Here is a 25,859-nt window from a genome sequence, read left to right on the forward strand (position 1 = left end):
CGATATGCCAAGTGGTAAAAAAAGAAAGAGACATAAGGTAGCTACTCACAAAAGAAAGAAAAGAGCGAGAGCTAACCGTCACAAAAAGAAAAAGTAGTTTTAAACTACTTTTTTCTTTTTAAACGTTCATTGAAATTTGGGAAACTTCAAAAATTCCAAAAAATAAAATCCAAAATCCAAAAATTAAGAAACCGGTATCGGTTTGAGTTGGAATCTGGAATTTAAAAGTTGAAATTTAATTTTCCCTCCGGGTTAATACCTGTTAAAAAATATTGTTTAATCCATCTGTAGATAAGATTTTAGATTTTAGATTCCAGATTTTAGATTTTTTCAAATCTATACTCTTCTCTCTATATTCTATTTTCTGAAAAAACAGATAAAAATTTACAGTGTGAATAAAGAATTAATCATTAGATCTAGTTCTGAAGCCGTAGATTTTGCCTTATTAAAAGATGGAAAACTAATTGAATTACACAAAGAAGAAGAGAAAAGCAACTTTCAGGTTGGTGATATTTTTATTGCCAAAATCAGAAAACCAGTTGCCGGACTTAATGCTGCTTTTGTAAACGTAGGCTTCGAAAAAGATGCTTTTTTACATTATCACGATTTAGGTCCAAACTTAGCTTCCCAACTGAAATTCATAAAACTTGTAAGCGCAGGTAAAATAAAAGATTTCTCCCTAAAAACCTTTCAGTTTGAAAAAGAGATTGACAAAGATGGCATCATTACTGATATTTTAAGTGCCAATCAATCTGTTTTAGTTCAAGTAGTTAAAGAACCTATATCGACCAAAGGTCCAAGAATAAGCGCTGAGCTTTCATTGGCCGGAAGATTTATCGTTCTCGTTCCTTTTTCTGACCGTGTTTCTATTTCTCAAAAAATAGAAGACAAAAAAGAAAAGGATCGTCTAAAAAAACTTGTTCTATCGATCAAACCTAAAGGATTTGGTGTTATTGTTCGTACAGTAGCCGAAGGCAAAAACGTAGCCGAATTAGAAAAAGATTTGCAGAACCTGCTTGGCAGATGGTCTGCAATGTGTAAAAAATTACCAACTGCTCATCATCCATCAAAAGTATTAGGAGAACTTAACAGAGCTTCTTCGATATTAAGAGATGTATTTAACGATACCTTTAGCGGTATTCAGATAGATGATGAAGAGTTGTTCCACCAAACGAAGGAATATCTGCAGGAAATTGCACCTTCGAAACAATCGATTGTTAAGTTTTATCAATCAAATGACACTCCGATTTTCGAGAAATACAATATAGAGAGACAAATCAAAACTTCATTTGGAAGAACAGTTTCGATGAGCAAAGGCGCTTATCTTATAATTGAACACACTGAAGCTCTTCACGTTATAGACGTAAACAGCGGAAACCGTTCAAATAAGGCGACTAATCAGGAAGATACTGCCATGGAAGTGAATATGATTGCTGCCGCTGAAATTGCCAGACAACTTCGTCTGCGTGATATGGGCGGAATAATCGTAGTTGATTTTATCGATATGTCTAATCCAGAAAACAGGAAAGTTTTGTTCGACTTCTTGCGAGAAGAAATGAGCGACGATAAAGCAAAGCATAAAATATTACCGCCGAGTAAATTTGGTTTAGTCCAGATTACCAGACAGCGCGTAAGACCAGAAGTTAATATAAAAACAAGAGAAGAAGATCCAAATAAAGTCAACGGTGAAATTGAAGCACCAATATTGATAATTGACAAGATCACCTCTGACTTAGAAAGACTTTTAAAAACCCACAATAAAGTTGTGCTTAACACACATCCGTTTGTGGCTGCATACCTCAGTAAAGGTTTTCCATCATTACGTTCAAAATGGTTTTTTGAACATAAGAAATGGGTGAAAATCATACCTCGTGACGCTTACACGTACTTAGAATACCATTTCTATGATAAAAAAGGAAATGTTATTTCAGAATAAAAAACAAAACCGCTTCTCGAAAGATTAGCGGTTTTTTTGTGCCTTTTTTTTTAAAAATAATATTACTCTCTTATAATCTCTACTTTTCTCGTAATCTCATTTCCTGATTCATCTACAACAGTAATGTGATGAAACCCGGCATTCATTATAATTGGTTTTTCATGAAAGACTTTAGTTACGCCTTTATAAACATGATCGACATACCAAAATAATTGTTTTTCCCTTTGAGAATACGCTACTTTAAAAATTACCGGCTGTACTTCACTATTAAAATTCTTTGTTAAATAAATTTTACTATTGGTTTTTGGATAAATAAAATCCATAGAAGCGGTTTGCATCCCTAAACAATCCTCTTTAAACGGTGGCAATGGCAAGTACTCAATATGTTTGCCTTTGTAATACCAGGCCATAACTGGCGGCAATACAAACCAGTTTTTAGTAACCATATTTTCAACACTTTCACAACTGCTATTCACCTGAAATTGTTCGCTTTTATCGAGGTGAATTGTTTTATGATAAGAACAAACCGTAGTTGATTTTCCTTTTTTGGTAACCCATTGTTTAATTTTTGGGCAACCTTCTTTTGCCAGATATCCGCTCAAACTGCAAACCTCAGCTTGATTCAAATCTTCGTACGGAATTCCGAACCATCGCTGTCTTGGCAATAAATTAAATACATCAAATAAAATTGGTGCGGCACTTGTAACTCCTGTCAAGGTTGGTCTTCCTTCTCCAGTTGCATTTCCAACCCAAATTCCAACCACATATCTTGAATTGGTTCCAATTGCCCATGCATCCCGATTTCCAAAACTGGTTCCTGTTTTCCAGGCGATTTTTAAAGAACTGTCGTAAAATTTCCAGGCTTCATCTCCTTCTGGCCTGTTCACCTCTTCCATTGCATTATACGTAAGCCAAATTGATCCAGCACCCAAAATATTCTTTTGGTTGGTTTCTGAACCGAAATCGGCTTCAAAATCATTATTATAATTCAGTTCTGTAAATTCATTTGTTCTGTACTTTCCATGACTTTTATTAAAATAATTAACGGTTGAAGACAAGTTTGAATATGTTCGGCATAAATCCCACAAGTTACTTTCTGCACCACCCAAAATAAGTGACAATCCATAATGATCTGGTGATTTATTGATATTTTTTAACCTGAATTTCTGCAGTTCTTCATAAAATTTATCAACACCAAAATCCTGCAACATCAAAACTGCCGGAATATTCAAAGAACGTGACAACGCCCGATGTGCCGGGACAGCTCCGTCAAAAGTTAAATTAAAATTCTGAGGGGTGTAACCCGCAATTTGGGTCGGAACGTCTGCAACTAAAGTATTTGGCAATAATTCACCATCATCAAGCATGGCACCGTACAAAAGAGGTTTCAGAATACTTCCTGTACTTCTTGGCGCATCAATAATATCTACGTCTTTTTGATGGTCATTGTCTGTTGGGGAATTCCCGATATAACTTATTACGTTTCTATTCTGAACATCAATTACTAAAATCGCCAAGTTATGAACCTCATTTTGCTTATACTGATTGTAATAATATTTAGCAATTTGATTCACCCGGTTCTGAAGCGCAAAATCAATTGTTGTTTTTACTCTTTTTCCTTCTTCATTTTTCGCTACACGCTGCAATAAATGTGGTGCAGTCTGAGGAAGATTATAAGGTTTTTGTGGTAATGGTTCGTCTATAGAAAGTTCGTAAGTCTGTTGGTCAATTATGCCTTCCTGATTTAATTTTAATAAAAGACGATTGCGTTTTTCTAATAATTTAATTTGGTTTTTTCCAGGATAAATTAAACTTGGCGCATTTGGCAAAACCGCCAGGGTAGCGCTTTCAGCCCAAGATAATTGATTTGACTGAACACCAAAATATCGCCACGCAGCCATTTCGAGTCCGACAACATTTCCTCCAAATGGGGCATGAGCTGCATATAATTCCAAAATTTCATTTTTAGAATATCCCAATTCAAGTCTTGTCGAAAGAATGACTTCTATAATTTTTTCGAAATAAGTTCTCTTTTTTCCCTTTCTGGAAAGTCGGATTACTTGTTGTGTTAATGTACTTCCTCCACGAACAACTTTTCCGGCCTTTCTGTTTTGTTTGACAGCATTGACCATTGCAACCGGATTAAAACCCGGATGTTTATAGAAATATTCATCTTCAAAATAAACAATACACTTTTTAAATTTATCCGGAACACTATCCTGCGCCGGAAAACGCCATTGTCCGTCACGGGCAATTTTTGCTCCCAGTAATTCACCGTCACTGCTTTCAATAACTGTTGAATAGGGTTCTTTGAATAAAGTCCTTGGTATTGAAAAATAGTAAATAAGCAAGAGCAGAAATGCAATTGCTGATTTTATTTTATTCTTTTTTATCCAGTTTATAATGCGTTGAAAGAACGCTTTTAATTTATTTTTCAATACTGATTAATTTAACCGCAAAGAGCGCTAAGTAATACGCAAGTTTTTTGCACGCAGATTTAGCTGATCTTGCAGATTTTATGTTATCTGCCGAATCAGCAAAATCTGCGTGAAACTTTATTTCACAACCTGAACCCAAAATCCTTTTGTTCTGGCCAGGAAGGTATGATCGTACATCGCTTCACATTGCAATCCGGGTAAATAATAACTACCAAGATATGAAGCGTTCAGTAAAATCTTGAATGTTTTGGTTTCTCCTGCTTTTAATCCAAAATAGAAATTTGTCCTGTCGTCACGAATATCAATATAATCGGCTGTATTATTTGTAGCTTCTCCATAATCGGTAAAACGGGTATTTACAATTTCAAATCCGGATGGTAAAATCTGAGATAAAGCGACATTTTGTACATATTCATTTTTCTGGTTTTTAATAGTAACCTCAGCAACAAACTCTGTTCCCTGTGCAATTCTTGATACATCAATTACACTGCCTTTTCTATTTCTGAAAACAATTTTGGCCGAAAGGTTGCTCTCAACAGCATTTTCTTCACCTACAGGAAGAATTCCGGTGTTGAGTACGCGAACATAAATTGTGTTCTTTTTATTGTTTTTTAAAGTAACGCTGTTTGTCCCGGACTTCACAACCAGACTTCTGTCTGCTACAGTCTTATTTGTTTTTATATTCTGCGCTTTTCCATCTTTGCTAAACTGAATATCAATTCCTTTTGGACCGTTGTTTAGTGAGAATTTTGACATAGCATATAAACAGTAAGCTGTAGTTTGTGTACTCATCCACTGATCGCTGGCCATGTTTTTAGCCAGTTTTGTTGCCATCATGAACGAATTTTCTTTTTGGTTTAACAATAATAAAGTTTCCAGTGCCATCGCTCTGTTTCTATCACCTGAACCATAGTAATAATAACTGTAATCACTTGAACTATCATCAATTTTGCTATGCAGCAACAACGTTAATCCTGCACTTTTCTGGCCTGCCAGAACATAAGCTGCTGCTAGTCGCAATTTGCTTTCGTTTGAGATTCCGTTTGTTTCTCTCAATCTGTTCATAGAAGACAAATCCGGAGAACCGGCTAATGCCAGCGTATATAAACGATATGCTTGTGCCATATCATTTCCATAACGTGGCTCAAAACGCCATTTCTTCGCTTCTTTTTGCTGATACGAAATCCATTTTGATTTGAAATTGATTGGTAAAACATATCCTTTTTTCTCTGCTTCAATTATAAAATGTCCGGCATAAGAAGTTCCCCAATCATCTGCAATTGTATTTCCCTGCCAGTATGAAAGCCCTCCGTTTGGTAACTGGAAACTTCCCAGTCTTGTAATTCCGGCAGTAACATTCTTCTGAATGAGCTGTTGGCGTGTTGCATCAACATCGGCAACATCTGTTAAGAATAATTGCGGGAAAACCGATGAAGTTGTCTGTTCTACACAACCATGCGGATATTGAATCAGATATTGTAACCTTCCGTTCAGATTAATTGTTGGCATTGAAGAAACCTCCAGTTTTGCCTTATTACTTCCGGATACTCCAAAGGTTTTCCATGAAATAGTTTTAGCACTATTAGGCGGTAAAATAACGTCTGTGTAAGTGTTCGTTACCGGATTCGGATTCGTCATGTCGATCTCAACATCGTAAGTTGATTTCTGGCTTCCCGAAGTAGCAACAATCTGCACTTTTGCAATTCCGGTCAGACTTCCTACTGCGAGATTAAAGTACGCCATTTTTTCGTCTGGCTGTGTAAATGTTACGTTTTGAGCAGCACTTCCGATTACCTTTAATCCGTTGCTGGTTTTAATCTGAACTTTTACGTTTTTAATATTTTTCTCTGTTGCAAAAACCGTAACCGGAATTGTTACTTTTTCTGAAGGAGAAATTTTTCTTGGTAATGAAGCCAAAACCATCAGCGGACTGCGAACCGGAGTTGCTTTCTCGACACTTCCGTACGCGCTCGTTGCCGCATCACCAGCGACCACCATAGTTCTTACCGAACCAATATATTTTGGCAACGTAACCTGATGTGTTTTTGTCTGTCCTTTTTCCAGCTTGAATGGCCCAAGATAAATCACCACTGGTTTAAAACGATTGGCTTTTTTAGCTTTTCCTCCACCAAGATCCTGATCTCCACCAATACTGAAAATCTGATTTACTTTTCCGCCATACGCACCGATAACATCATCATATACGTCCCAGGTTTTTACGCCGAGAGCTTCTCTAACATAAAAACTATCCCAGGCATTTGGCGTTTTAAATCTTGTTAAATCCAACAAACCTTCATCGACAATTGCGATCGTATAGGTCATTTCTTTACCGGATTTCTCACTTACTTTTATAGGAAATGATTGTTCCGGCCTCAGAACATCAGACATGGTAATAGTTGGTTCAAGTTTTGTGTTTTTATCTACAACTCCAATCGGAACAATTCCGTACATACGAATTGGAGAATCATTCTTAGTCGAAGCATGCGGCTGTAAAAGTGTGATATTAAAATAAACATTTGGTGCCATCTCTGCCGTTACAGGAACTTCTACTTTTGTTTCCCCTTTTTTGGTTTCTACCCAGAGTGTCTTAACTACTTTTGAGCCATTTTCTATTGAGATTAAGGCACGTCCGCCTTCACTTGATGGAAAAGAAATCTGAGCTTTTTCTCCAACAGCATAATCTCTTTTATCGGTAGAAAAAACAAGCATATTCGCGGTTGAAGCATCTGTATTCCTGGTTTTTCCTGACCAGATTGGCCAGTCGATATTTACGGTTAAGGCAGTTGCATGCCCTCCGTTTTCATCAGAAACCCTGATTAAATAACGTCCCCATTCTTCATCTGTCAAGGCAAATTGGAAACTTCCTTTTCCGTTTGAATCTGTGTTTACTTTAAATGTTTTGTAAGAGGTTGTTGCTTCAGATGAATTGTAGTTCGACAGATTATCACTTGAAGCATCCCACCACCAGCGCCATTCTACTTTATAAACTTTTACTTCAAGATCTCTTACCGGTCTTGGTCTTCCGTTTTCATCTACTGTTACGATATCAAAACGATTGTTCGTTCTCGTTTCAAGCATACCGTATTTGTTTGGTTCAGGCGATTTTATTCCGACATACGTTTTGTATGGGGAATAAGTTGTTGCCATAGCATCCATGCTAAAATCTCCGCCTTCTTCATATACTTTTGTAATGAATGAAGCTCTTAACATTCCCGGCGCCTGTCCTTGTAATTTCGGATTTATATTGACAGAAGCTCTTCCATTTGCATCCAGTTTTCCTGAAAAAATATTTACTTCTTCAGTACTGAAGCGGCGAACTAAATCATCAAAAGCATATTTTTCATACCCTTTAAATGTAGTTTTCTGCTCAGAAAACTTGGCCTGCATTTCTACATTCAGATTCTTTGCTATTGCCCCATGAAGCCAGGTTACTTCCAGATTACTTGAATTTGGGTAAGCAGAAGATAATATGGCATTTTTAAAACTGTTTTTGATTTTTAAACGATTTGGTTTTATCGTTTCAATTTTTATGTTTTTGTAGAATTTTGCACCTCCTACGCTCACCATTGCTTCCCAGCTTCCTGTTGGTGCATCCGGATCTGTTGGAACAATAAACGAATAATGATTAAGGTCATTTGTTTTTTGAACCGTCTGGTAAGTTACTTTTCCGTTTGGATCTGTTAATCTGAATTTTATCGGATGCGCTTTTGGTAATTTATTTGAGGCATCATTCAAAATAAAAGATAAATACAAATTATCGCCGGGGCGCCAAACGCCACGTTCTCCATAAATAAAACCTTTTAATCCTTTTTGAAGTGTTTCGCCCGAAACATCAAAATTACTTACAGACAATGAATTCCCGTCGTCAAGCTTTACGTAGGTAGACTGATCGCCTAATGTTACAATCGCAAAATAGGCAAACTTATCAATCTGAAATGTTGCAATTCCTTCGCTGCTTGTCGCTTCTGTAGCGATTTTTTGTTGTTGGAAACTGTATAAATCTATTCTTGCGTTTGAAACGGGTTCTGTTGTAAGAATGTTATTTACGGCAAATAAATAAGACTTATTCTCTCCTCTTTTGGCAATTACACCCAAGTCTGAAGCCAGAATATTGGTTGCAATTCTCGCGTTATAATAATAAGATCCTGTACATGGATCCTGGCTTTCTCTCCATTCGTAATCATCATAGTAATAATCATCGTATGAATTACCGCTGTAATTCACGTCGTTTTCATCAACTTCTTCTTCCTCTTCGTTTTGATCTGAATCAGTTTCTGATGTTTCGCACTTATACATAGAATATTTCTTTTTGTATGAGAATTCAACTCTGTAAATTGCTCCCGGTTCGGGCTTGATTATTTTGGATAAATCCAAAGCAAAAGTGTTCCATTTACTCAAATTGACCAAAGAGTTTTCTTTAAGATTTATGGTAGTTTTGGCAACGGGCTGAGAAACTCGTTTTAGATTTTGCGATCCGTTTAATTCATTATTCTGAAGAAACTGCAGAATATTATTCTTGTAAATCTTATAAACTTTTACATCAACAGCGCTCAGATTTGCAGTTTCAAAATTCAGTTTCAGATTGTTTGAACTTGGCAGAATTGTTCCGTTTTTCACAAAACGTACGTTTGGTTTTATCTGGTCAAAAGAGATTTTTTGCGAATAATTCTCTTTCATCTTCTGTCCATACTGACTTTCTATTCCCTGAAAAACTTCTAATAAAAGTTCCCCTGTTATATTTTGTTCGGGAGCTGTTTCTTCAACTACTTCAGGTTCTTCTTCTACAACTGCAGCAGCACTGTCTACAACAACTGCAGCACTATCTACAGCGACACTTGCAGAATCGACTGTGGCAACAGTTACGGGTTCTTCTGCAACAACTTCATGAATAACTTGTGGCGCTGCTTTTTCATTACTAAAATATACTTTGAGTATGTTTCCCTGTGTAGAAAATTTTAAATTATTAGTATTTTGAATCGCTACTAAACCTTTAAAATCCTGTCCTTTTTCCAAAGGTTCTGAGAAATTAATTGAAACCGACTGATTGTCCTCATCCGGCACTTCAACTTTTATAACCTTGAATTCATTTATGGCTGTAATCGGAAAATCGATTTTTCCTTTCTGGTCTATATCAAAATCACTTCCATCGTAAGCAATTTCAAGCTCACTTGGCTCAGAATAACGCTTAATATTATCAATAATAAATTTGAATTCTTTTCCTGATTTTACGGCATTATCAAATTTAATCTGAAGGTCTTCTCCTTTCTGACTTGCGGAAACGAGTTTTTGAGCCGTTTCAAGATCAATGTCATCTGCTGTTTTTAAAACACAATTTAAATATTGGGATTCTTTGCTGCGTGACTGAATATCAAGCGTATTTATTGTAAAATCCTGCTTAACTGTTTTGACCGTGAAATTAAATTTAGAAAGTTCTTTTTCCTTTTCTTTTGGAAGTGTGATTAGTTTATCTAAGTTTAATGTAACCTGATATTCGGTACCCGGTTTTAATTTTTTCTCCGGAATAAAAGCAATGGTATTGCTGGAAAGTGCAACGACTTTTCCGTTTACGCTTGGCGAAATATCGAATAAATCATCATCGAGTTCTTCATTGATTTTCCATTCTTTTTTATCAAAAGCCAAAACCACACGTATGTCTGATTGCGACGGGACAATTCCGCCGGTAAAACTAGTTATGTACTCTCTGAATAATGAAAAATCGGAATTAAAATCGGCAGCTGATTTTCTGCCACAGGCTTGTAAAATAAAAAATACAAAAAATACGTAAACTAATTTTCTTGCTTTCACTTTTATATGGAGTTAATGGTTAACAAATTAGAAATTTAATACGATTTACCGGCAAAAGTAATAGCACCAAAATACAAATTAAATCACCATAAAAGTAAAATAATTTTTCAATGTTTTAAGAAGAAAAACCTTTAATAAATTTATTAATTTTGTTGAAGGTTAGAACATTTCTTTAAAGCTCAGCACCTAATTTTGACAAAATTTTGTCCATCTCAAGAAAATGATTTTTTGTGTTTGCCGAATAAAAAATTTGATTTCCGCCCATTACCACAATAACATCGTCTTCGTAATTTCCGTAGAAGTTTATTCCCTCAAGCCATTGTTTTAATGTAACTCCTTTATCGGAATAGTTCTGGGTAATAAAATCAAGCTCGTGTGGTTCTATTTCATAAAATGTATCACAAGTAAATTCCAGCGCAAAACCCGCCTGAAGAAATGCCATTGCAGTAAAAAAATCTGTCAACGTTTCTGTTTCCAGATTCCATTCTTTTTGATAATAACTCATATAAACAGGAGGATTAGGACTTGACAAATTATCTTTGTAAATGCCCCAAACACAAGCATGTTGATTCTCTGTATAAAAAATTAAATAATCATTATTTTGATAATATTGAAATCTTTCGGGTATGACTAATGAATCCTGAGTATGATTTAAGTTTTGGATTTTTCCCAATTCCGAATAATAATCTGTAAAAACCTCCGGAAGTGATCCAAAAATATCTCCAGCTTTTTGAATTTCTTCATTTGTAAAACCGCATGATACTGTAATATGGAATAGTTTTTTTATTATTGAAAAATCAGTCATCACTTTAAAAGATTTACAAGAAAATTATTTACGTCTTTCTATAAAAAAGCGCTTCATTAAATCAGCTGCTTCATCGGCCATTATACCCGAGACAACAGTGGTTTTGGGATGAAGTTTTGTTCCCATACTTAAAAAACCGCGTTGTTCATCTCTGGCTCCAAAAACAATTTTGGTGATCTGGCTCCAATATAAGGCACCTGCACACATTTGACAAGGTTCAAGTGTAACATACAATGTACAATCTTTCAGGTATTTTCCTCCTAAATAATTAGCTGCAGCTGTAATGGCCTGCATTTCGGCATGAGCCGTAACATCATTTAGTAATTCGGTCAGATTATGAGTCCTTGCAATAATTTTGTCTGCAACGACGATTATGGCCCCTACAGGAATTTCGCCTTTATCAAAAGCCATTTCAGCTTCCTGCAAAGCTTTCTTCATAAAATATTCGTCAGTAAAAGGATTTTCCATAGTTGCAAAAATACATTTTTAGTTAGTATTTTTTATTACATTTAAATTTTGAAATTCTAAATTGATGGATAAATACAAAATCATTATTCCGGAACCCTGCCATGAAAACTGGGACAAAATGACTCCAGATAATAACGGAAGATTTTGTTTGAGCTGTTCTAAAACTGTTGTTGACTTTACAAAAATGTTACCCGATGAAATTCAGCAATATTTTATTTCAAAAAAAGGAAATAACATTTGCGGGAGATTTAAAAATAGCCAATTAGATCAAAAGATTATTCAGATCCCGAGTCGTGTATTATATTCACAAACTCATTATCATAAGATTTTTTTACTTGCCTTATTCATAGCGATGGGAACGACTTTGTTTAGCTGTTCTGATAAAAATGGAGACAAACAGAAAATCGACAAAGTAGAGATTGTTTCTCCAGAACATGAAGGATATGCAACTGGCGGGCTCCCTATGCCCAAAAATGATACAATTTCAAATAATAATGCTGTAGATTATAATAGCATTAAAAATCAGGCTGAACTGGATGTTTTAGCGCATCCGGAAATTGGCATGACTAAATTTTATGAATTCATTCAAAAAAATTACAAAATACCAAATACTTCTGAAAATCGCACGGGTACAGTATATGTTTCATTTATAGTTGAAAAAGATGGCAGCTTAAATAATATCGTAATCAAAAACGATTTTGGATTCGGAAGTGGAAAGGAAGCAATCAGAGTATTAAAGATGTCTCCTAAATGGGTTCCTGGAAAAATAAACAATCAATTGGTACGATCTGCTTATAATTTGCCAATCAAATTTAAATATTGAGTTTAAACTATGAATTCAAAACAAAAAATAACAATTCCTGAACCTTGCCATGAAAACTGGGATAAAATGACACCAAAAGAAAATGGGCGTTTCTGTATGAGCTGTTCTAAAACTGTTATCGATTTTACCGCTATGCTTCCGGCAGAAATTCAGCAATTTTTCATTCAAAATCAAAATAAAAAAATTTGCGGAAGATTTAGAAAATCGCAATTAGAAACAATTACAATTCAAATTCCGAGTCGGGTTTTATAGACGCAAATGCATTATCACAAAATGTTTTTACTTGCATTATTCATTTCCATGGGAACTACTTTGTTTAGTTGTCAGGACAAAGAAGGAAAGAAACAAAAAATTGATAAAGTCGAAGTTGTAAAAGATACAATACATGAAGTTGTAACTTTAGTTGGGGAAATTCCAATTGACCCAAATGATACTACCCAGGCAGTACCACCAAAAGTTGATCAGGTCAAATTTGTAAAACCTATAAAAAAGAGTACGAAAGAAGAAGCAAAACCAACTGAAGCCAATAGCAAAAAGACAATAGAAGAACCTGTTTATAATGGAGGTGTTGCTATTGAAACAAATGCAGAATTTGCAGGCGGAATTGAACAATTCTACAACTTTTTTGGACATGAATTTAAAAAGCCTGTAAACTCAGAAACTGCCAATCTCAAAATCAATCTTTCTTTTGCAGTAGAAAAAAACGGATCTGTATCTTATCTCCAGTCTTTACCGCCTGTTGACAATTCAACAGAAAAGGAAATTATAAGAGTCTTAAGTTTATGTCCTAAATGGCAACCCGGAGAAATTAATGGCAAAAAAGTGAGAAGGGTGTATTCTTTACCAATCGTATTGTAATAGATCTCAGTAATAAAATTAAATTTAAAACCGTAAATTTGCTTTTTACCTTACAATGAAAAGCAATTTACTTTCGAACATAAGCACCCCTGCCGATTTGCGTTTACTCGACGAAACCCAGTTACCGCAACTGGCCAAGGAATTACGTGATTTTATCATTGATATTGTTTCGGTAAAAGAAGGTCATTTGGGAGCCAGTTTAGGCGTTGTAGAACTTACAATTGCGCTGCATTATGTTTTTAATACGCCCGAAGATTTATTGGTTTGGGATGTTGGACATCAGGCTTACGGGCATAAAATCCTGACTGAAAGAAAAGAAAATTTCGACACCAACAGGCAACTTGGCGGAATTTCTGGATTTCCAAAAAGAAGCGAAAGCATTTACGATACTTTTGGCGTTGGCCATTCTTCTACTTCAATTTCTGCAGCACTCGGAATGGCAATTGCTTCAAAACTGAAAGGAGAAACAAACAAACAGCATATTGCGGTTATTGGAGATGCTTCTATCGCATCAGGAATGGCTTTTGAAGGTCTAAATCATGCCGGGGTTACAGATGCTAATATTTTAGTTATCCTGAATGACAACGCCATCGGAATTGATCCGAGTGTCGGTGCATTAAAAAAATATCTGACTGCGGTTAAAAATGGTAAAAATCCCAAGCAGAATAACATTATAAAATCTTTGAATTTTGATTATTCAGGGCCAGTTGACGGTCATGATTTTCCGAAATTAATCAAAGAATTAAACCGTTTAAAAAAGATTAAAGGCCCGAAATTCCTTCATATTGTTACTACAAAAGGCAAAGGTTTACAACAAGCCGAAGAGAATCAGGTAAAATATCACGCACCAGGAAAATTTGATGCTTCTACCGGAGAAATTCATTTAAAATCTGAGGAAAATTTACCTCCAAAGTATCAGGATGTTTTTGGTCTGACTATTTTGGATTTAGCCAGAAAAAATAAAAAAATCATCGGAATTACTCCCGCAATGCCATCAGGAAGTTCCTTAAAATTTATGATGGATGAAATTCCCAAACGTGCTTTTGATGTTGGAATTGCAGAACAGCATGCTGTAACCCTTGCCGCGGGAATGGCAACTCAGGGCATGGTGGTTTATTGCAATATATATTCAACTTTTCTTCAACGCGCTTATGATCAGGTTATTCATGATGTGGCACTGCAAGATTTACCAGTTATTTTCTGTCTGGACCGCGCTGGTTTGGTGGGTGAAGACGGGGCAACGCATCACGGTGTTTTTGATATTGCCTATTTGAGAACAATTCCGAATATGATTATTTACGCTCCGATCAACGAAATTGCGTTACAAAATATTCTTTACACAGCACAACTTGGACTGGATCATCCGATTGCCATCCGATATCCAAGAGGCCGGGGTGTTCTGCCCAATTGGGAAGTAGAAAATTTCGGACAATACAAAAATGTTAAAATTGGCGAAGCAATCCGCCTGAAAAAGGGTACCAAAACTGCCATTTTATCTACCGGAACTATCGGCAACAACGTAATTGCAGCCCTTAACGAATGTGCTAATGCTGAAACTATTGCGCATTACGACTTTCCGTTTATCAAACCTCTGGATAACAATTTATTAGAAGAAATTTTTAATAATTTTAAAACAATCATTACGATTGAAGACGGGGTAACAAAAGGAGGCTTTGGAAGTGCCATTTTAGAATTTGCTTCTGAAAACAACTTCAATAATCCTATAAAGGTTTTAGGTGTGCCAGATACATTTATTGAGCATGGAACGGTCTTACAATTACAACAAATGTGTAAAATTGACGTTAAAAGTTTAGTATTTCTTTTTTCAAACCATTGAAAAGGGTTATTTTGCGAAGCCAAAAAAAAATCAAAATTCAAGCCTAATGAAATTAATTCGATTCACATTATTACTTTTACTTTTTACCTTTACTGTTACAATTTCTGCTCAGGGTATTATTAAAACAACTTTAGAACCAAACCAGATTCCGAAACCGCCTTCTAACTGGTCTAAGAAAAATCAACTGGGTTTTGACATTTCCGAAATTGCTTTTGTGAATTGGAGTGCCGGGGGAACAAGTTCGATTTCAGGTTTATTCAAAGGTGAATTTTCAAGAACTTACATAAAAGGAAACCACAAATGGTTTAATGAATTAATTGTTAAGTACGGGTTAAACAAACAAGATGGTACCGAACTTAGAAAAACAGACGATGCCGTTCAGCTTAACTCAACGTACGGATTCAGAAGAGATACAACATCGAACTGGTACTATTCTGCAAAATATAATTTCAATACTCAGTTTACAAATGGTTACAATTATCCGAACAGGGATATTGCAATATCCAAACCGTTTGCACCTGCTTACATCTTTCTGGGAGCCGGAGCTGAGAATTCAAATAAAGCAAAAAACAGGACTTTCTACTTCTCTCCTATAACATTAAAAACCACTTTGGTTTTAGACCAGTATCTGGCAAACCAAGGAGCATTTGGTGTTAAAAAAGCTGTTTATGCACCAGATCCTCTTGATCCAAACACTCAGATTTTGGTTGAAGAAGGACAAAAAGTAAAAGCCGAATTTGGTATTTTGTTTACTGCTTACATGAAAAATGAAATTTTCAAGAACATCTTTTATGAAAACAGATTGAGTTTATATACCGATTACCTGAACAGATTCGGAAATGTCGACATCGATTACGACACACGTCTGGACCTTGTTGTAAATGCTTATGTAAAAGCAAATATTGGGATCCATTTAGTGTATGACGACGATATTAAAACCAAAAAAGATGTTGTAGATCCTGTAACAGGATCTACAAGCCAGGTTAATGACGGGCCAAGAGCTCAGTTAAGACAGGTTTTAGGAGTTGGTCTTGTATATGCTTTTCAATAATTAATTTGGCTTTCTGCCATTAATCATTTCAAATAATTCTAACGCATTTCCGTCCGTTAAAAGGGAAACATAATGACAAATATGAAGCAAACGGCTGTATAAATCTGTTTTCTCCAAATGGTGTTTTTCAGGCAGCATTTTTAAGAGTAACTTATCATAATTCGATGCTTTTCCTTCATATTTGTTATTGAATGCGGTAATAAATTTATCCAGCAAGGTCTGGATAATCTGGTAACCAACAATTTCTTTCTCGATAACTTCGCGGCTCTGATAGATTTTCTCAACACTTAAGCTGATAATATCATCCATCTGCGCTTTGTATTTACTTTTATCTGTTAAAGCATAAGGGAACTGTCCGGCTAAAATCAATTCTTCGTTTTCTATAAAAACATCAACGGCATCATTAATCAGTGCACCAATTGCAAGCGCACGCAGGTAACTGATTCTGTCTTCTTTGGTTTCTAATAATTTATATTTAGAAACTCCAATATTGTCTTTTACCAGTTTGATTAAATATTCCAGAGCATAATCTTCGGAAACCAAACCAAGATTTATCCCGTCTTCAAAATCTATAATAGTGTAGCAAATATCATCTGCGGCTTCTACTAAATAGGCCAACGGATGTCTTTCAAAACCAATATCTCCGTCAGATTTATTGGCAATCATTCCCATGTCTTCAGCGACTTCTTCAAAGAATGCTTTATCAGACTGAAAGAAACCATATTTTTTGTCTGCAATATTTGAAGTTGGTTTTTTAGGAAGGCTTTCTTTTGGGTATTTCATAAAAGCACCCAAAGTGGCGTACGAAATCCTTAAACCTCCTTCTATTCCTGGACGACTTGCTGTAAGCACAGAAAATCCGTTTGCATTTCCTTCAAAATCAATTAAATCCTGCCATTGCTTGGCAGTTAAATGGTCTTTATATTTAATTCCTTTTCCGATTGAAAAATATTCACCAATAGCTTTTTCCCCGGAATGCCCAAATGGGGGATTCCCGATATCGTGCGCCAAAGATGCCGCGGCAACAATGGCTCCGAAATCATTCATATGATAACCGTGAACTTCTTTTAAATACGGATATTTTTCAATGATTTTTTTTCCAACCAAACGGCCTAAAGAGCGGCCAACTACAGAAACTTCTAAACTATGTGTCAGACGTGTATGTACGAAATCTGTTTTAGAAAGCGGGATTACCTGCGTTTTATCCTGCAATGATCTAAAAGCTGCCGAAAATATAATCCGGTCATAATCTACCTCAAAGCCTAAACGGGTATCGTCTTGTTCTATACGTAATCTTTTGCTTGTGTCACCTTGCTTTTTAAGAGATAAAAGTTGTTCCCAGTTCATTTTGTAATTTTAAATCGAGCGAATATAAGAAAAAATGGAGCGTTTAAATGAAAACCTCAGTCAAAATAAAGTCTTACAACGTAAATTTCCTTGGATTATATTCATATTCTGAACATTCCCAAATCCATTGTGTACATTGCCTATTTAAAACTAAATTTTTTATTGGATCAGAAATCAATGCTATTTCAAAAAAATCATCTGTTTGACGAACAATAGCAACATAAAATTTTTGTGGTTTTGCTTGCGCTACGCCAATTTCATTATTGGTTAACTTAAATTTCTGCCCTGGAAGTGTTATGGATTTTACTTCAATGTGAATTTCTTCTCCATTTGGGTCAAATCCATCTAAATCATAACCAATATTTTGTTTGCTTACATCTTGTAAATTAAATCCATTTAAATTCAAAATTTCCATAGTAATTTCTTCCGCAGTTCTCCATCGTTTTATAGCATATTTAATTCTGTCATTTGAAATTTCTTTAGAATTATTATACCAATCATTAGTTGTGGAATTTACATTTTGAATAGAATTATTAAGCATAATGTCATCATCCTTTTTCTCCAAAACTAAATTTCCGATATAATTCGGAAGTAATTTTTTAAATGCTTGCTTTATATCGAATTCCGTTAGACCATTTTCAATTAACAAAGAAATATAAGAATCGTCAATTAATAAATTTTCAGAAAGAATTTGCTTAAACGAATATCTTTTCTTCTCGTGAATCAATATTTTTAGATCACTTACTTCTAGAATAAAATTATCATTACTAATTGATAATATAGAAACAAATATATATTTTGAAATTTGAACGCATCCTAATATTGAAATATCCGACTCATTAATTTTATTTTTGAATGAGTTAAACGAAGCCTCTTTTGCTCCAAGAAATTTCAAAAACGATACTAATCCATCTATGTTTAAAAAAATTGATTCAACTACAAAATTATCAATTGTTTTTACAATAATATTATAGTCCTTAGTGTTAAGCCAATTTGGTGCTAATAATAATTTTTCAAAGAAGGCAGGGTCAATATTTTTTACTTCCTCTAAAAGAAGTTTTTCAAAAGAAGTCTTTTTAAAACTCATCATTCTAGGATCAGCGTATGGAACAATACATTTAATTATATTACTATTTTCTGGCTTATTGCCTACCAAATTTTCCTTAATTATATTTATAATTTGACTAGCAATATTTTTTATCGTTGTATTTGTTTCAATATCATATATAAGATGTTTTCTTGAGGGATCAGTACTAAAATCACCATTCACAATAATACCCAATCCTGTTATATCTTCAGTTGGCAAAAATGAGTAAACAAAAGCATCTACTAAGTTGATTCTTGCAGGTAAATTATTTTCAATTTGAAAGGCTATAGCAGTATTATTAAAGGTTGATACAAGCCATTCAGATTGATTTTCATTATTTTTAATCTTTAGTTTGGTTTCGTGTTCAGAAATTATTTCTTTCTCGATAAATGTTGAAGCATAGTTAGAAATTAAAATTTCTGTTGTTGTTATATTTTTGAGAAAAAGCAACGATTTATAATCAAACGACTCATATTCTGACTCGATTTCTAGTGTGGTTACTCCAGTAAAAATAAAAATAGTTGAAAATCCATCATTTAATATACTATTAATATTTTCATCCATTAAGGATTTATCATTTTCATTAACTGAGTGTGGTATTCTTATAAGTGGTACTCTTGTTGCGTTTGGAATTTCATTTTTAGTTCTTTCTTTAGAAAATGTGATTTCTAAATCACCACTAATGATATAAATCTCTTTAGAAAAACTTACAACTGATTTAAAGCCAATCCCTCTATAACCAATATTTTCTCCCCTTATTTTGTTTGAAGATGCACTTCTGCACAAACTTTCTATATCATTCGCATTAAAGAACCTTCCATTGTTAGCAACATATAAAAAATTACTGTCTTTTATGATTTTAAACTTGGTCGCGTTTGCATCATCCGCATTTTGTAATAATTCTATAAAAGATCGATTGTTATAGCTTTCAGCAATGTAGGTTTCTAACCCAGCCAAATCTGCTAGCAAGTTGGGTGATGCTTTTGCTTCTTCTAGAAGTTGACTCCTAATTTCATTAATAATCATAAAATTACAATTTAGGATATAATCTTAATTTATTAATTTTATCTGAAATGCCATCTTCTTGAAAACTAAATTTAAAAACCTCAAATCCAAAAAATTTATCAGGAAAGGCGTAACTATTTTTGACCTCTAATATATGACCATCAACATCATAAGCAGTACATTCAATCATTATAACATCTTCTATAGTTGGCCCATTATTTGAATGAAATTCAAAAAACAAAAATACCCATCCCTCATCATCAACCTTTACCGAAATATTCTCAAATCTAACATTAAGGCGTTCCTCGAAAGCTTCAAGTCTTTCAATTTTATTTAATAATGATTTTGCAATTATATTTTTCATTTGATTTATTTATAATTTCAGTGTTATAAAATTAGTGTTTTTTATAATGTTACAATAAATAAATTGACAGCTTATTCTTAACTATTGGTCGAATTCAGGCTTAACAACCGAAAATGCATTTTCTAAATATTTAAGAGTTTAAAACTCTAATGCCGTGCTGTGTTTGATTTCACCCATTACAAAAATGCTGTTGGTGTTTCCTATATTTTCAATAGTCGATAATTTATTCATTACAAAATCCTGATAACTAGCCATATCCTTTACCAGAATTTTGAGCATAAAATCATAATCGCCGGCAATGTTATAGCACTCAATAATTTCAGGAAGTGCCACAATATCTTTTACAAAATTGCTTCCCACATTTTTTGCATGTTCTTTTAGACGGACATTACAAAAAACTGTCATGCCCCGATTCATTTTTTGCTTATCCAACAACGCTACATATTTAGTTATAAAACCATCTCTTTCTAATCTTTTTATACGCTCATATACAGGCGTAACTGTCAGAAATAATTTTGCAGCAAGGTCTTTCGTATTGATATTTGAGTTCTCCTGAAGATGTTTAAGTATCAATAAATCGGTTTTGTCCAGATTTTCCATAGTAATTTTTACGGCTAAAGGTTGTTTTTTGACTAATCATCAGTAATAAAATCTTTTAAAAATGATTTTTAAAAGACATTTCACTTAAATAAAGTCCAAATTTAAGTATTAAAATCCATTACAATACATTTGTACAGTAAAAAATACTGAATCAAAAATGAAAACAAACAACTTAGGCTATCCAAGAATAGGCAGCAACAGAGAATTAAAAAAAGCAAGCGAGCTTTACTGGGCAGGGAAAATTTCGGCAGATGAACTTATCGCGGCCGGAAAAGACATTCGCAGCAAAAACTGGCATTTGCAATCGCAGGCCGGAGTAGATTTAATCCCCTCAAATGATTTTTCTTTTTATGATCAGGTTTTGGACTTAACTCTCACTGTAGGAGCAATTCCGGCACGTTACAGCGAAATTGCCAAAACCAATTCAGCTTTAGATTTATATTTTGCTATGGCAAGAGGATCTCAAAAAGAAGGACAGGATGTTGTGGCCATGGAAATGACTAAGTGGTTTGATACTAATTATCATTATATCGTTCCTGAATTTACCAAAAACCAAAAGTTCGAATTGTTTTCTGAAAAAGTAATCAACGAATTTAAGGAAGCAAATGCTTTAGGCATCAAAACAAAACCTGTTTTAATTGGTCCTGTTTCTTATTTATTATTAGGAAAAGAAAAAGAAGAAGGTTTTCACCGAATTGATCTTATCGATGCTTTACTTCCCGTTTATTTTGAAATTCTTGAAAAATTACAAAATGAAAATGCGGAATATATTCAGTTAGACGAGCCTTTCTTAGCACTTAATTTAACAGACAAAGAAAGACATGCTTTCACGAAAGTGTACAATGAAATCAACAAACGTTTTCCAAAACTTAAAATCGTTTTAGCGAATTATTTTGATTGTTTTGGTGAAAATTTAGAAACGGCTCTTGCTCTTCCTGTTGATACATTCCATTTAGATTTAGTTCGTTGTCCTTTACAATTAGATGACATTTTAAATTCAGGAAAATTAGCCTCAAACGTAAATCTTTCTCTTGGAGTTATTGACGGAAGAAATATCTGGAAAAATGATTTCAAAAAATCTTTAGAGTTAATTAAAAAAGCAACTGATGCTTTGGGCGAAAACAGAATTTTAGTTGCACCGTCCTGTTCTTTAATCCACAGTCCGTGCGATTTGGATTTAGAAACAAACGATGAGACGCTTACGCCTGAAATTAAGCAATGGCTGGCTTTTGCCAAACAAAAAATCCAGGAAGTCGTGTTGTTAAAACAATTTGCTTCCAACGAAACTGACATTAAAAATTCAGTTGATTTTGAACAAAATACAATTGCAAACGACAACCGTAAAACTTCAAAATTAATTCATAATAATGAAGTAAAAGCCCGTGTTTCCGCAATCACAGCTGCTGACGACAAACGTAAAAGTACATTTGCAGCAAGAAGAAAAAGTCAGATTGAAGCTTTAAACCTTCCTTTATTTCCAACCACAACAATTGGATCTTTTCCTCAGACAGCAGAAGTGAGAAGCTGGAGAGCAAAATTCAAAAAAGGAGAATTAACAACGGAACAATACAACGACTTAATCGAAAAAGAAACAGAAGCTACGATTCGTTTTCAGGAAGAAACCGGTATTGATGTTTTAGTTCATGGTGAGTTTGAACGTAACGATATGGTGGAATATTTTGGTGAACAATTGGCTGGATTTACTTTTACCAAAAATGGCTGGGTTCAGAGTTACGGAAGCCGCTGCGTAAAACCTCCGGTTATTTACGGAGACGTTTCAAGACCAAACCCAATGACCGTAAAATGGTCGAAATATGCACAATCTCTGACTCCAAAATGGGTTAAGGGAATGCTTACGGGTCCGGTTACCATTTTGCAATGGTCATTTGTTCGTAACGATCAGCCACGCTCTGAAACTTGTACACAAATCGCTTTGGCCATTCGTGATGAAGTGGTTGATTTGGAAAAAGCGGGAATCAAAATCATTCAGATTGACGAGCCTGCAATTCGTGAAGGATTGCCTTTAAGAAAAGAAGAATGGGTAAACTATTTAGACTGGGCGGTAAAAGCGTTCCGTATTTCGGCAAGTGGTGTAAATGATAACACGCAAATTCATACACATATGTGTTACAGCGAATTCAATGACATTATTCAAAACATTGCCGACATGGATGCCGATGTAATTACGATTGAATGTTCTCGTTCGCAAATGGAACTTTTAGATGCATTTGCCAACTTTAAATATCCAAACGAAATTGGTCCCGGAGTTTATGATATTCACTCGCCACGTGTTCCTTCGAGCACAGAGATGGTTCGTTTGTTAGAGAAAGCTTCTGCTGTAATTCCGGTAGATCAGTTATGGGTTAATCCTGATTGCGGTCTAAAAACACGTCACTGGGATGAAACCAAAAAAGCTTTGATTGAAATGGTTGCTGCTGCACAGGAAATGAGAGCTGCAGTTCAAACCCCTGTAAACTAATAGTTTTATTCAGAATACATTTTTGTTTTTTATGTCAACAAGTGAAGCCGGATTTTAGTTATGATTCGTTTCGGTTTCACTTTGTTGGCATTATTTTTTTTATTTGAAGCAGAAGAATTTCGGTTTCAAAGAACATTCTTTCCCGCTATCCGCTATATCTTTTGTGTTGAACCCCAACACAAAAGGATATCGCTTCTATCGGGGCTAAGCAACAAATTTTAATTTTCAGAAGATCTCCAACTAAACAGAAACAGCACTTCGTTTGAAGTGCTGTTTCTGTTTACATTAAATCTAAAAAATTAGAAGTTTTTAGAAATCCCGATATTAACCGTTTTTCCAAAATTAAAAAAGAATTTATTATAATCCACATCATCATAACCTAATGTTTCATAACCTAAACCTCCAATACTAAAATTTAAACCAAAACCTTTTTTCATATTAATAAAAAGAGCCGGAGTTAAACCTGTGTAAAAACCGTCAGCTTTATTATCTGATACAAGCGATCCATTTTCGTAATTTTTGAATTTTTGATTTTGAAACCCAGCTCCTAAATCAGCAAATACAGAAAAAGTTTCACTCAATGGTACTGTATAACGTACAAATGCTCCTGCTTTAAAATTATTAGCTTTCCCCTCAGCCCCTCCATTATCAGTTTTTGAAGATTGTAGCGAAAATTCTGCTCCAACTGTCCAGTTATCATGAAACTGATATCCTACTTTTGGAGAAAACTCAAAAGTATTGCTTTTCGCAGATGCAATTTCCCTGTCAATTTTTTCAGAAGTGTAACCAATATTTCCACCGACTAAAATTGTTCCCTTTTGGGCATTTGCAAAGCCAAAAACTGACAATGCAAGAATAAGTAGCATTTTTTTCATAAGTTGTATTTGTTAAGATTTGAAATACAATCAACAATAAAAATACCACCATTAATTAAAACGTTTTTGTTAACCATTTATTAAAGATCATATCACCCTGGAAAAGGAAAGATTACAAAAACTTAATTAAATTGTTATGAAACAAAAAAAGCACCCCGATTGGGATGCTTTTCTGAAATTGAATATATATCTAAGACTAGAAGTTTTTAGAAATTCCAATGTTGAAAGTCTGACCAAAGTTAAAGTAGAATGTATTAACATCCGGTCCGTTATTGTCATAGCTTAATGTATCATATCCTATACCTCCGATACTAAAGTTTAGACCAAAGCCTTTTTTCATATTAATGAAAAGAGCAGGAGTCACACCTACATATAAACCATCACCTTTTGATTTTGTCATAAAAGGCCCAGAGTAATCTTTGTATGTTCTGTTTTGTAAACCAACTCCTAAATCAGCAAAAACAGAAAATGTTTGATTTAATGGCACAGAGTAACGTAAAAATGCTCCTGCTTTAAATTCATTTGTTTTGAATTCTTGTTCGTCATTTTTTGAAGAACCAACTGTAAATTCACCTCCGACAGTCCAGTTGTCATTAAATTGGTAACCAACTCTTGGAGAAAAGTTAAATGAACTAACTTTAGATTCATCTCCTCCATAATCAACAGTCTCAGATTCATATCCGATACTTCCACCAACTAAGACTGTTCCTTTTTGTGCGTTTGCAAAGCTACAGATAGCTAATGCAGCAACAAGTAAAATTTTTTTCATTTTGAAATTTTGTTTTTAATTCACTATCCATTTAACAATAACGATGCCGTCATTGCTTAGAATTTTTCTATATAATTTGAGTTCATTAAAGGACAATTTTTAGTAATCAAAGTTATTTCTGTTTACTTTTGTAGCAAATAAAAAGTCATGTCGATAGAAGTAAACAGCATATCAAAAAGTTACGGAGAGCAAAAAGCTTTAAATGAAATTTCATTTAAAATTGAGAAAGGAGAAATCGTAGGATTTCTTGGACCAAACGGAGCCGGAAAATCTACCCTGATGAAAATCCTGACTACTTATTTACTTGCTGATAGCGGCACGGCCCTTGTAAATGGTCATGATGTCATGACAAACGCAAAAGCAGTTCAACTTTCTATTGGCTATTTACCGGAGCATAATCCTTTGTATCTGGATTTGTATGTTCGTGAGTATTTGGCTTTTAATGCTGATGTTTATCACATACAAAAATCAAGAATTGAAGAAGTAATACAACTGACAGGCCTGTCAGCCGAGAGCCATAAAAAGATAGGACAATTGTCAAAAGGCTACCGTCAGCGTGTTGGTCTGGCAAATGCCTTGCTGCATAATCCCGATGTTCTGATTTTAGACGAACCTACTACAGGTCTGGATCCTAATCAGTTAATGGAAATTAGAAATGTAATAAAAAATGTTGGGAAAGATAAAACGGTTTTTCTGTCAACACACATCATGCAGGAGGTCGAAGCCATTTGTGATCGTGTCATAATTATTGACAAAGGACAAATTGTTGCCGATAAAAAATTAGATAAATTAATCTCTGAAAATAAAGAACAGGTTATAGAAGTAGAATTTGATTATAAAGTTGAAGAACAATTACTGGCTAAACTTGAAAATATCAGTTCTTATAAAAATACACACGATATGACCTGGGAACTGACTTTTGTTACCGAAAAAGATATGCGTCCCGCTATTTTTGATTTTGCTAACGAAAATGGTTTAAAAACACTTCAGTTGAATCAAAAGAATAAAAACCTGGAAGCTGTTTTTAGGGAAATTACCAAATAAAGATTCTTAAATCATCTTGAATTTTAATCAAAAAGAGGTTTGTTTTTAGCTAAAAACGAGCCTCTTTTTGTATTTAATAATTTCACCTTCTTGCTTCAAGTCAGCAAATTAAGGGTTTTGAAGTAAAAATAATAATTATTTTTATTTAGACTTATTATAAATAGTTATATATTTGGTGAATCAAACTTTAAATGCAACTGGTATTTCACTTACACTCCACACAATCAAAAAAATTATTTCTGTTGTTGCAAATCAAACATTAAATCTT

The 25,859-nt window shown here is 34.4% G+C and carries 18 protein-coding genes; 8 read left to right on the plus strand and 10 right to left on the minus strand.

The window, feature by feature from the left end; all coding sequences use genetic code 11:
• Window positions 1-391: 391 nt before the first annotated feature.
• Window positions 392-1,936 (plus strand): ribonuclease E/G, encoded by a 1,545-nt coding sequence (locus DCO46_RS01860; protein WP_053470125.1) that lies wholly within the window; start codon window positions 392-394, stop codon window positions 1,934-1,936.
• 62 nt (window positions 1,937-1,998) lie between these two features.
• On the opposite strand, the gene pbpC is transcribed toward DCO46_RS01860, so the two are convergent.
• The 4 genes from pbpC to DCO46_RS01880 form a co-directional block, all read right to left on the minus strand.
• A complete protein-coding gene (gene pbpC, locus DCO46_RS01865; protein ID WP_116750904.1) occupies window positions 1,999-4,374 on the minus strand; it encodes a penicillin-binding protein 1C in 2,376 nt (791 codons plus the stop codon).
• 117 nt (window positions 4,375-4,491) lie between these two features.
• A complete protein-coding gene (locus DCO46_RS01870) occupies window positions 4,492-10,179 on the minus strand; it encodes an alpha-2-macroglobulin family protein (protein WP_116750905.1) in 5,688 nt (1,895 codons plus the stop codon).
• A 172-nt stretch (window positions 10,180-10,351) separates the two neighbouring features.
• The gene (locus DCO46_RS01875; RefSeq protein WP_116750906.1) at window positions 10,352-10,984 is read right to left on the minus strand and encodes a hypothetical protein; all 633 of its coding nucleotides are present in this window, start codon (window positions 10,982-10,984) and stop codon (window positions 10,352-10,354) included.
• A 24-nt stretch (window positions 10,985-11,008) separates the two neighbouring features.
• Window positions 11,009-11,452: a nucleoside deaminase gene (locus DCO46_RS01880; protein WP_116750907.1), complete on the minus strand. Its 444-nt coding sequence runs from the start codon at window positions 11,450-11,452 to the stop codon at window positions 11,009-11,011.
• A 64-nt stretch (window positions 11,453-11,516) separates the two neighbouring features.
• Here DCO46_RS01880 and DCO46_RS01885 point away from each other — a divergent pair, with 64 nt between their 5' ends.
• From DCO46_RS01885 to DCO46_RS01905, 5 genes are read left to right on the plus strand one after another with little or no spacing between them, the layout of a single operon-like run.
• The gene (locus tag DCO46_RS01885; RefSeq protein WP_116750908.1) at window positions 11,517-12,275 is read left to right on the plus strand and encodes an energy transducer TonB; all 759 of its coding nucleotides are present in this window, start codon (window positions 11,517-11,519) and stop codon (window positions 12,273-12,275) included.
• Window positions 12,276-12,284: 9 nt separating this feature from the next.
• Window positions 12,285-12,527 carry a hypothetical protein gene (locus DCO46_RS01890; protein ID WP_116750909.1) on the plus strand — a complete coding sequence of 81 codons (243 nt, stop codon included), beginning with the start codon at window positions 12,285-12,287 and terminating at the stop codon, window positions 12,525-12,527.
• Between the two features lie 21 nt (window positions 12,528-12,548).
• Window positions 12,549-13,133, plus strand: a complete 585-nt coding sequence (locus DCO46_RS01895) for a hypothetical protein (RefSeq protein ID WP_116750910.1) — start codon at window positions 12,549-12,551, stop codon at window positions 13,131-13,133.
• A 55-nt stretch (window positions 13,134-13,188) separates the two neighbouring features.
• Complete coding sequence (locus DCO46_RS01900) at window positions 13,189-14,970, plus strand: 1-deoxy-D-xylulose-5-phosphate synthase (protein ID WP_116750911.1); 1,782 nt, start codon at window positions 13,189-13,191, stop codon at window positions 14,968-14,970.
• 46 nt (window positions 14,971-15,016) lie between these two features.
• Window positions 15,017-16,021, plus strand: coding sequence for a DUF3078 domain-containing protein (locus DCO46_RS01905; RefSeq protein WP_116750912.1), 1,005 nt, complete (start codon window positions 15,017-15,019; stop codon window positions 16,019-16,021).
• Here the strand turns inward: DCO46_RS01905 and DCO46_RS01910 are convergent, their stop codons facing one another.
• The 4 genes from DCO46_RS01910 to DCO46_RS01925 all read right to left on the minus strand — a co-directional run bounded on the left by DCO46_RS01910 (window position 16,022) and on the right by DCO46_RS01925 (window position 20,424).
• Window positions 16,022-17,368, minus strand: coding sequence for a deoxyguanosinetriphosphate triphosphohydrolase (locus DCO46_RS01910; protein ID WP_116750913.1), 1,347 nt, complete (start codon window positions 17,366-17,368; stop codon window positions 16,022-16,024).
• A gap of 73 nt (window positions 17,369-17,441) precedes the next feature.
• On the minus strand, window positions 17,442-19,481 hold the full coding sequence (locus DCO46_RS01915; protein WP_116750914.1) for a DUF3883 domain-containing protein: 2,040 nt from the start codon (window positions 19,479-19,481) through the stop codon (window positions 17,442-17,444).
• A 4-nt stretch (window positions 19,482-19,485) separates the two neighbouring features.
• Window positions 19,486-19,824 (minus strand): hypothetical protein, encoded by a 339-nt coding sequence (locus DCO46_RS01920; RefSeq protein WP_116750915.1) that lies wholly within the window; start codon window positions 19,822-19,824, stop codon window positions 19,486-19,488.
• Window positions 19,825-19,962: 138 nt separating this feature from the next.
• Window positions 19,963-20,424, minus strand: coding sequence for an Lrp/AsnC family transcriptional regulator (locus tag DCO46_RS01925; RefSeq protein WP_116750916.1), 462 nt, complete (start codon window positions 20,422-20,424; stop codon window positions 19,963-19,965).
• A gap of 157 nt (window positions 20,425-20,581) precedes the next feature.
• Between DCO46_RS01925 and metE the strand changes: the two genes are divergently transcribed.
• Window positions 20,582-22,903 carry a 5-methyltetrahydropteroyltriglutamate--homocysteine S-methyltransferase gene (gene metE, locus DCO46_RS01930; RefSeq protein ID WP_116750917.1) on the plus strand — a complete coding sequence of 774 codons (2,322 nt, stop codon included), beginning with the start codon at window positions 20,582-20,584 and terminating at the stop codon, window positions 22,901-22,903.
• A 299-nt stretch (window positions 22,904-23,202) separates the two neighbouring features.
• On the opposite strand, the gene DCO46_RS01935 is transcribed toward metE, so the two are convergent.
• Both DCO46_RS01935 and DCO46_RS01940 read right to left on the minus strand, forming a co-directional pair.
• The gene (locus DCO46_RS01935) at window positions 23,203-23,778 is read right to left on the minus strand and encodes an outer membrane beta-barrel protein (RefSeq protein WP_116750918.1); all 576 of its coding nucleotides are present in this window, start codon (window positions 23,776-23,778) and stop codon (window positions 23,203-23,205) included.
• A 196-nt stretch (window positions 23,779-23,974) separates the two neighbouring features.
• Window positions 23,975-24,547 carry an outer membrane beta-barrel protein gene (locus tag DCO46_RS01940; RefSeq protein ID WP_116750919.1) on the minus strand — a complete coding sequence of 191 codons (573 nt, stop codon included), beginning with the start codon at window positions 24,545-24,547 and terminating at the stop codon, window positions 23,975-23,977.
• Between the two features lie 147 nt (window positions 24,548-24,694).
• On the opposite strand from DCO46_RS01940, the gene gldA reads away from it, so the two are divergent.
• Window positions 24,695-25,591: a gliding motility-associated ABC transporter ATP-binding subunit GldA gene (gldA, locus tag DCO46_RS01945; protein ID WP_116750920.1), complete on the plus strand. Its 897-nt coding sequence runs from the start codon at window positions 24,695-24,697 to the stop codon at window positions 25,589-25,591.
• Window positions 25,592-25,859 lie beyond the last annotated feature (268 nt).

Source organism: Flavobacterium sp. HTF (assembly GCF_003105115.1).
Lineage (GTDB): Bacteria > Bacteroidota > Bacteroidia > Flavobacteriales > Flavobacteriaceae > Flavobacterium.

Excerpts from the sequence above, each read along its gene's own strand:
- DCO46_RS01875 (WP_116750906.1), bottom strand. The coding sequence starts at position 10,984 with ATGACTGATTTTTCAATAATAAAAAAACTATTCCATATTACAGTATCA.
- DCO46_RS01880 (WP_116750907.1), bottom strand. The coding sequence starts at position 11,452 with ATGGAAAATCCTTTTACTGACGAATATTTTATGAAGAAAGCTTTGCAG.
- DCO46_RS01885 (WP_116750908.1), top strand. The coding sequence starts at position 11,517 with ATGGATAAATACAAAATCATTATTCCGGAACCCTGCCATGAAAACTGG.
- DCO46_RS01890 (WP_116750909.1), top strand. The coding sequence starts at position 12,285 with ATGAATTCAAAACAAAAAATAACAATTCCTGAACCTTGCCATGAAAAC.
- DCO46_RS01895 (WP_116750910.1), top strand. The coding sequence starts at position 12,549 with ATGTTTTTACTTGCATTATTCATTTCCATGGGAACTACTTTGTTTAGT.
- DCO46_RS01900 (WP_116750911.1), top strand. The coding sequence starts at position 13,189 with ATGAAAAGCAATTTACTTTCGAACATAAGCACCCCTGCCGATTTGCGT.
- DCO46_RS01905 (WP_116750912.1), top strand. The coding sequence starts at position 15,017 with ATGAAATTAATTCGATTCACATTATTACTTTTACTTTTTACCTTTACT.
- DCO46_RS01910 (WP_116750913.1), bottom strand. The coding sequence starts at position 17,368 with ATGAACTGGGAACAACTTTTATCTCTTAAAAAGCAAGGTGACACAAGC.
- DCO46_RS01915 (WP_116750914.1), bottom strand. The coding sequence starts at position 19,481 with ATGATTATTAATGAAATTAGGAGTCAACTTCTAGAAGAAGCAAAAGCA.
- DCO46_RS01920 (WP_116750915.1), bottom strand. The coding sequence starts at position 19,824 with ATGAAAAATATAATTGCAAAATCATTATTAAATAAAATTGAAAGACTT.
- DCO46_RS01925 (WP_116750916.1), bottom strand. The coding sequence starts at position 20,424 with ATGGAAAATCTGGACAAAACCGATTTATTGATACTTAAACATCTTCAG.
- metE (WP_116750917.1), top strand. The coding sequence starts at position 20,582 with ATGAAAACAAACAACTTAGGCTATCCAAGAATAGGCAGCAACAGAGAA.
- DCO46_RS01935 (WP_116750918.1), bottom strand. The coding sequence starts at position 23,778 with ATGAAAAAAATGCTACTTATTCTTGCATTGTCAGTTTTTGGCTTTGCA.
- DCO46_RS01940 (WP_116750919.1), bottom strand. The coding sequence starts at position 24,547 with ATGAAAAAAATTTTACTTGTTGCTGCATTAGCTATCTGTAGCTTTGCA.
- gldA (WP_116750920.1), top strand. The coding sequence starts at position 24,695 with ATGTCGATAGAAGTAAACAGCATATCAAAAAGTTACGGAGAGCAAAAA.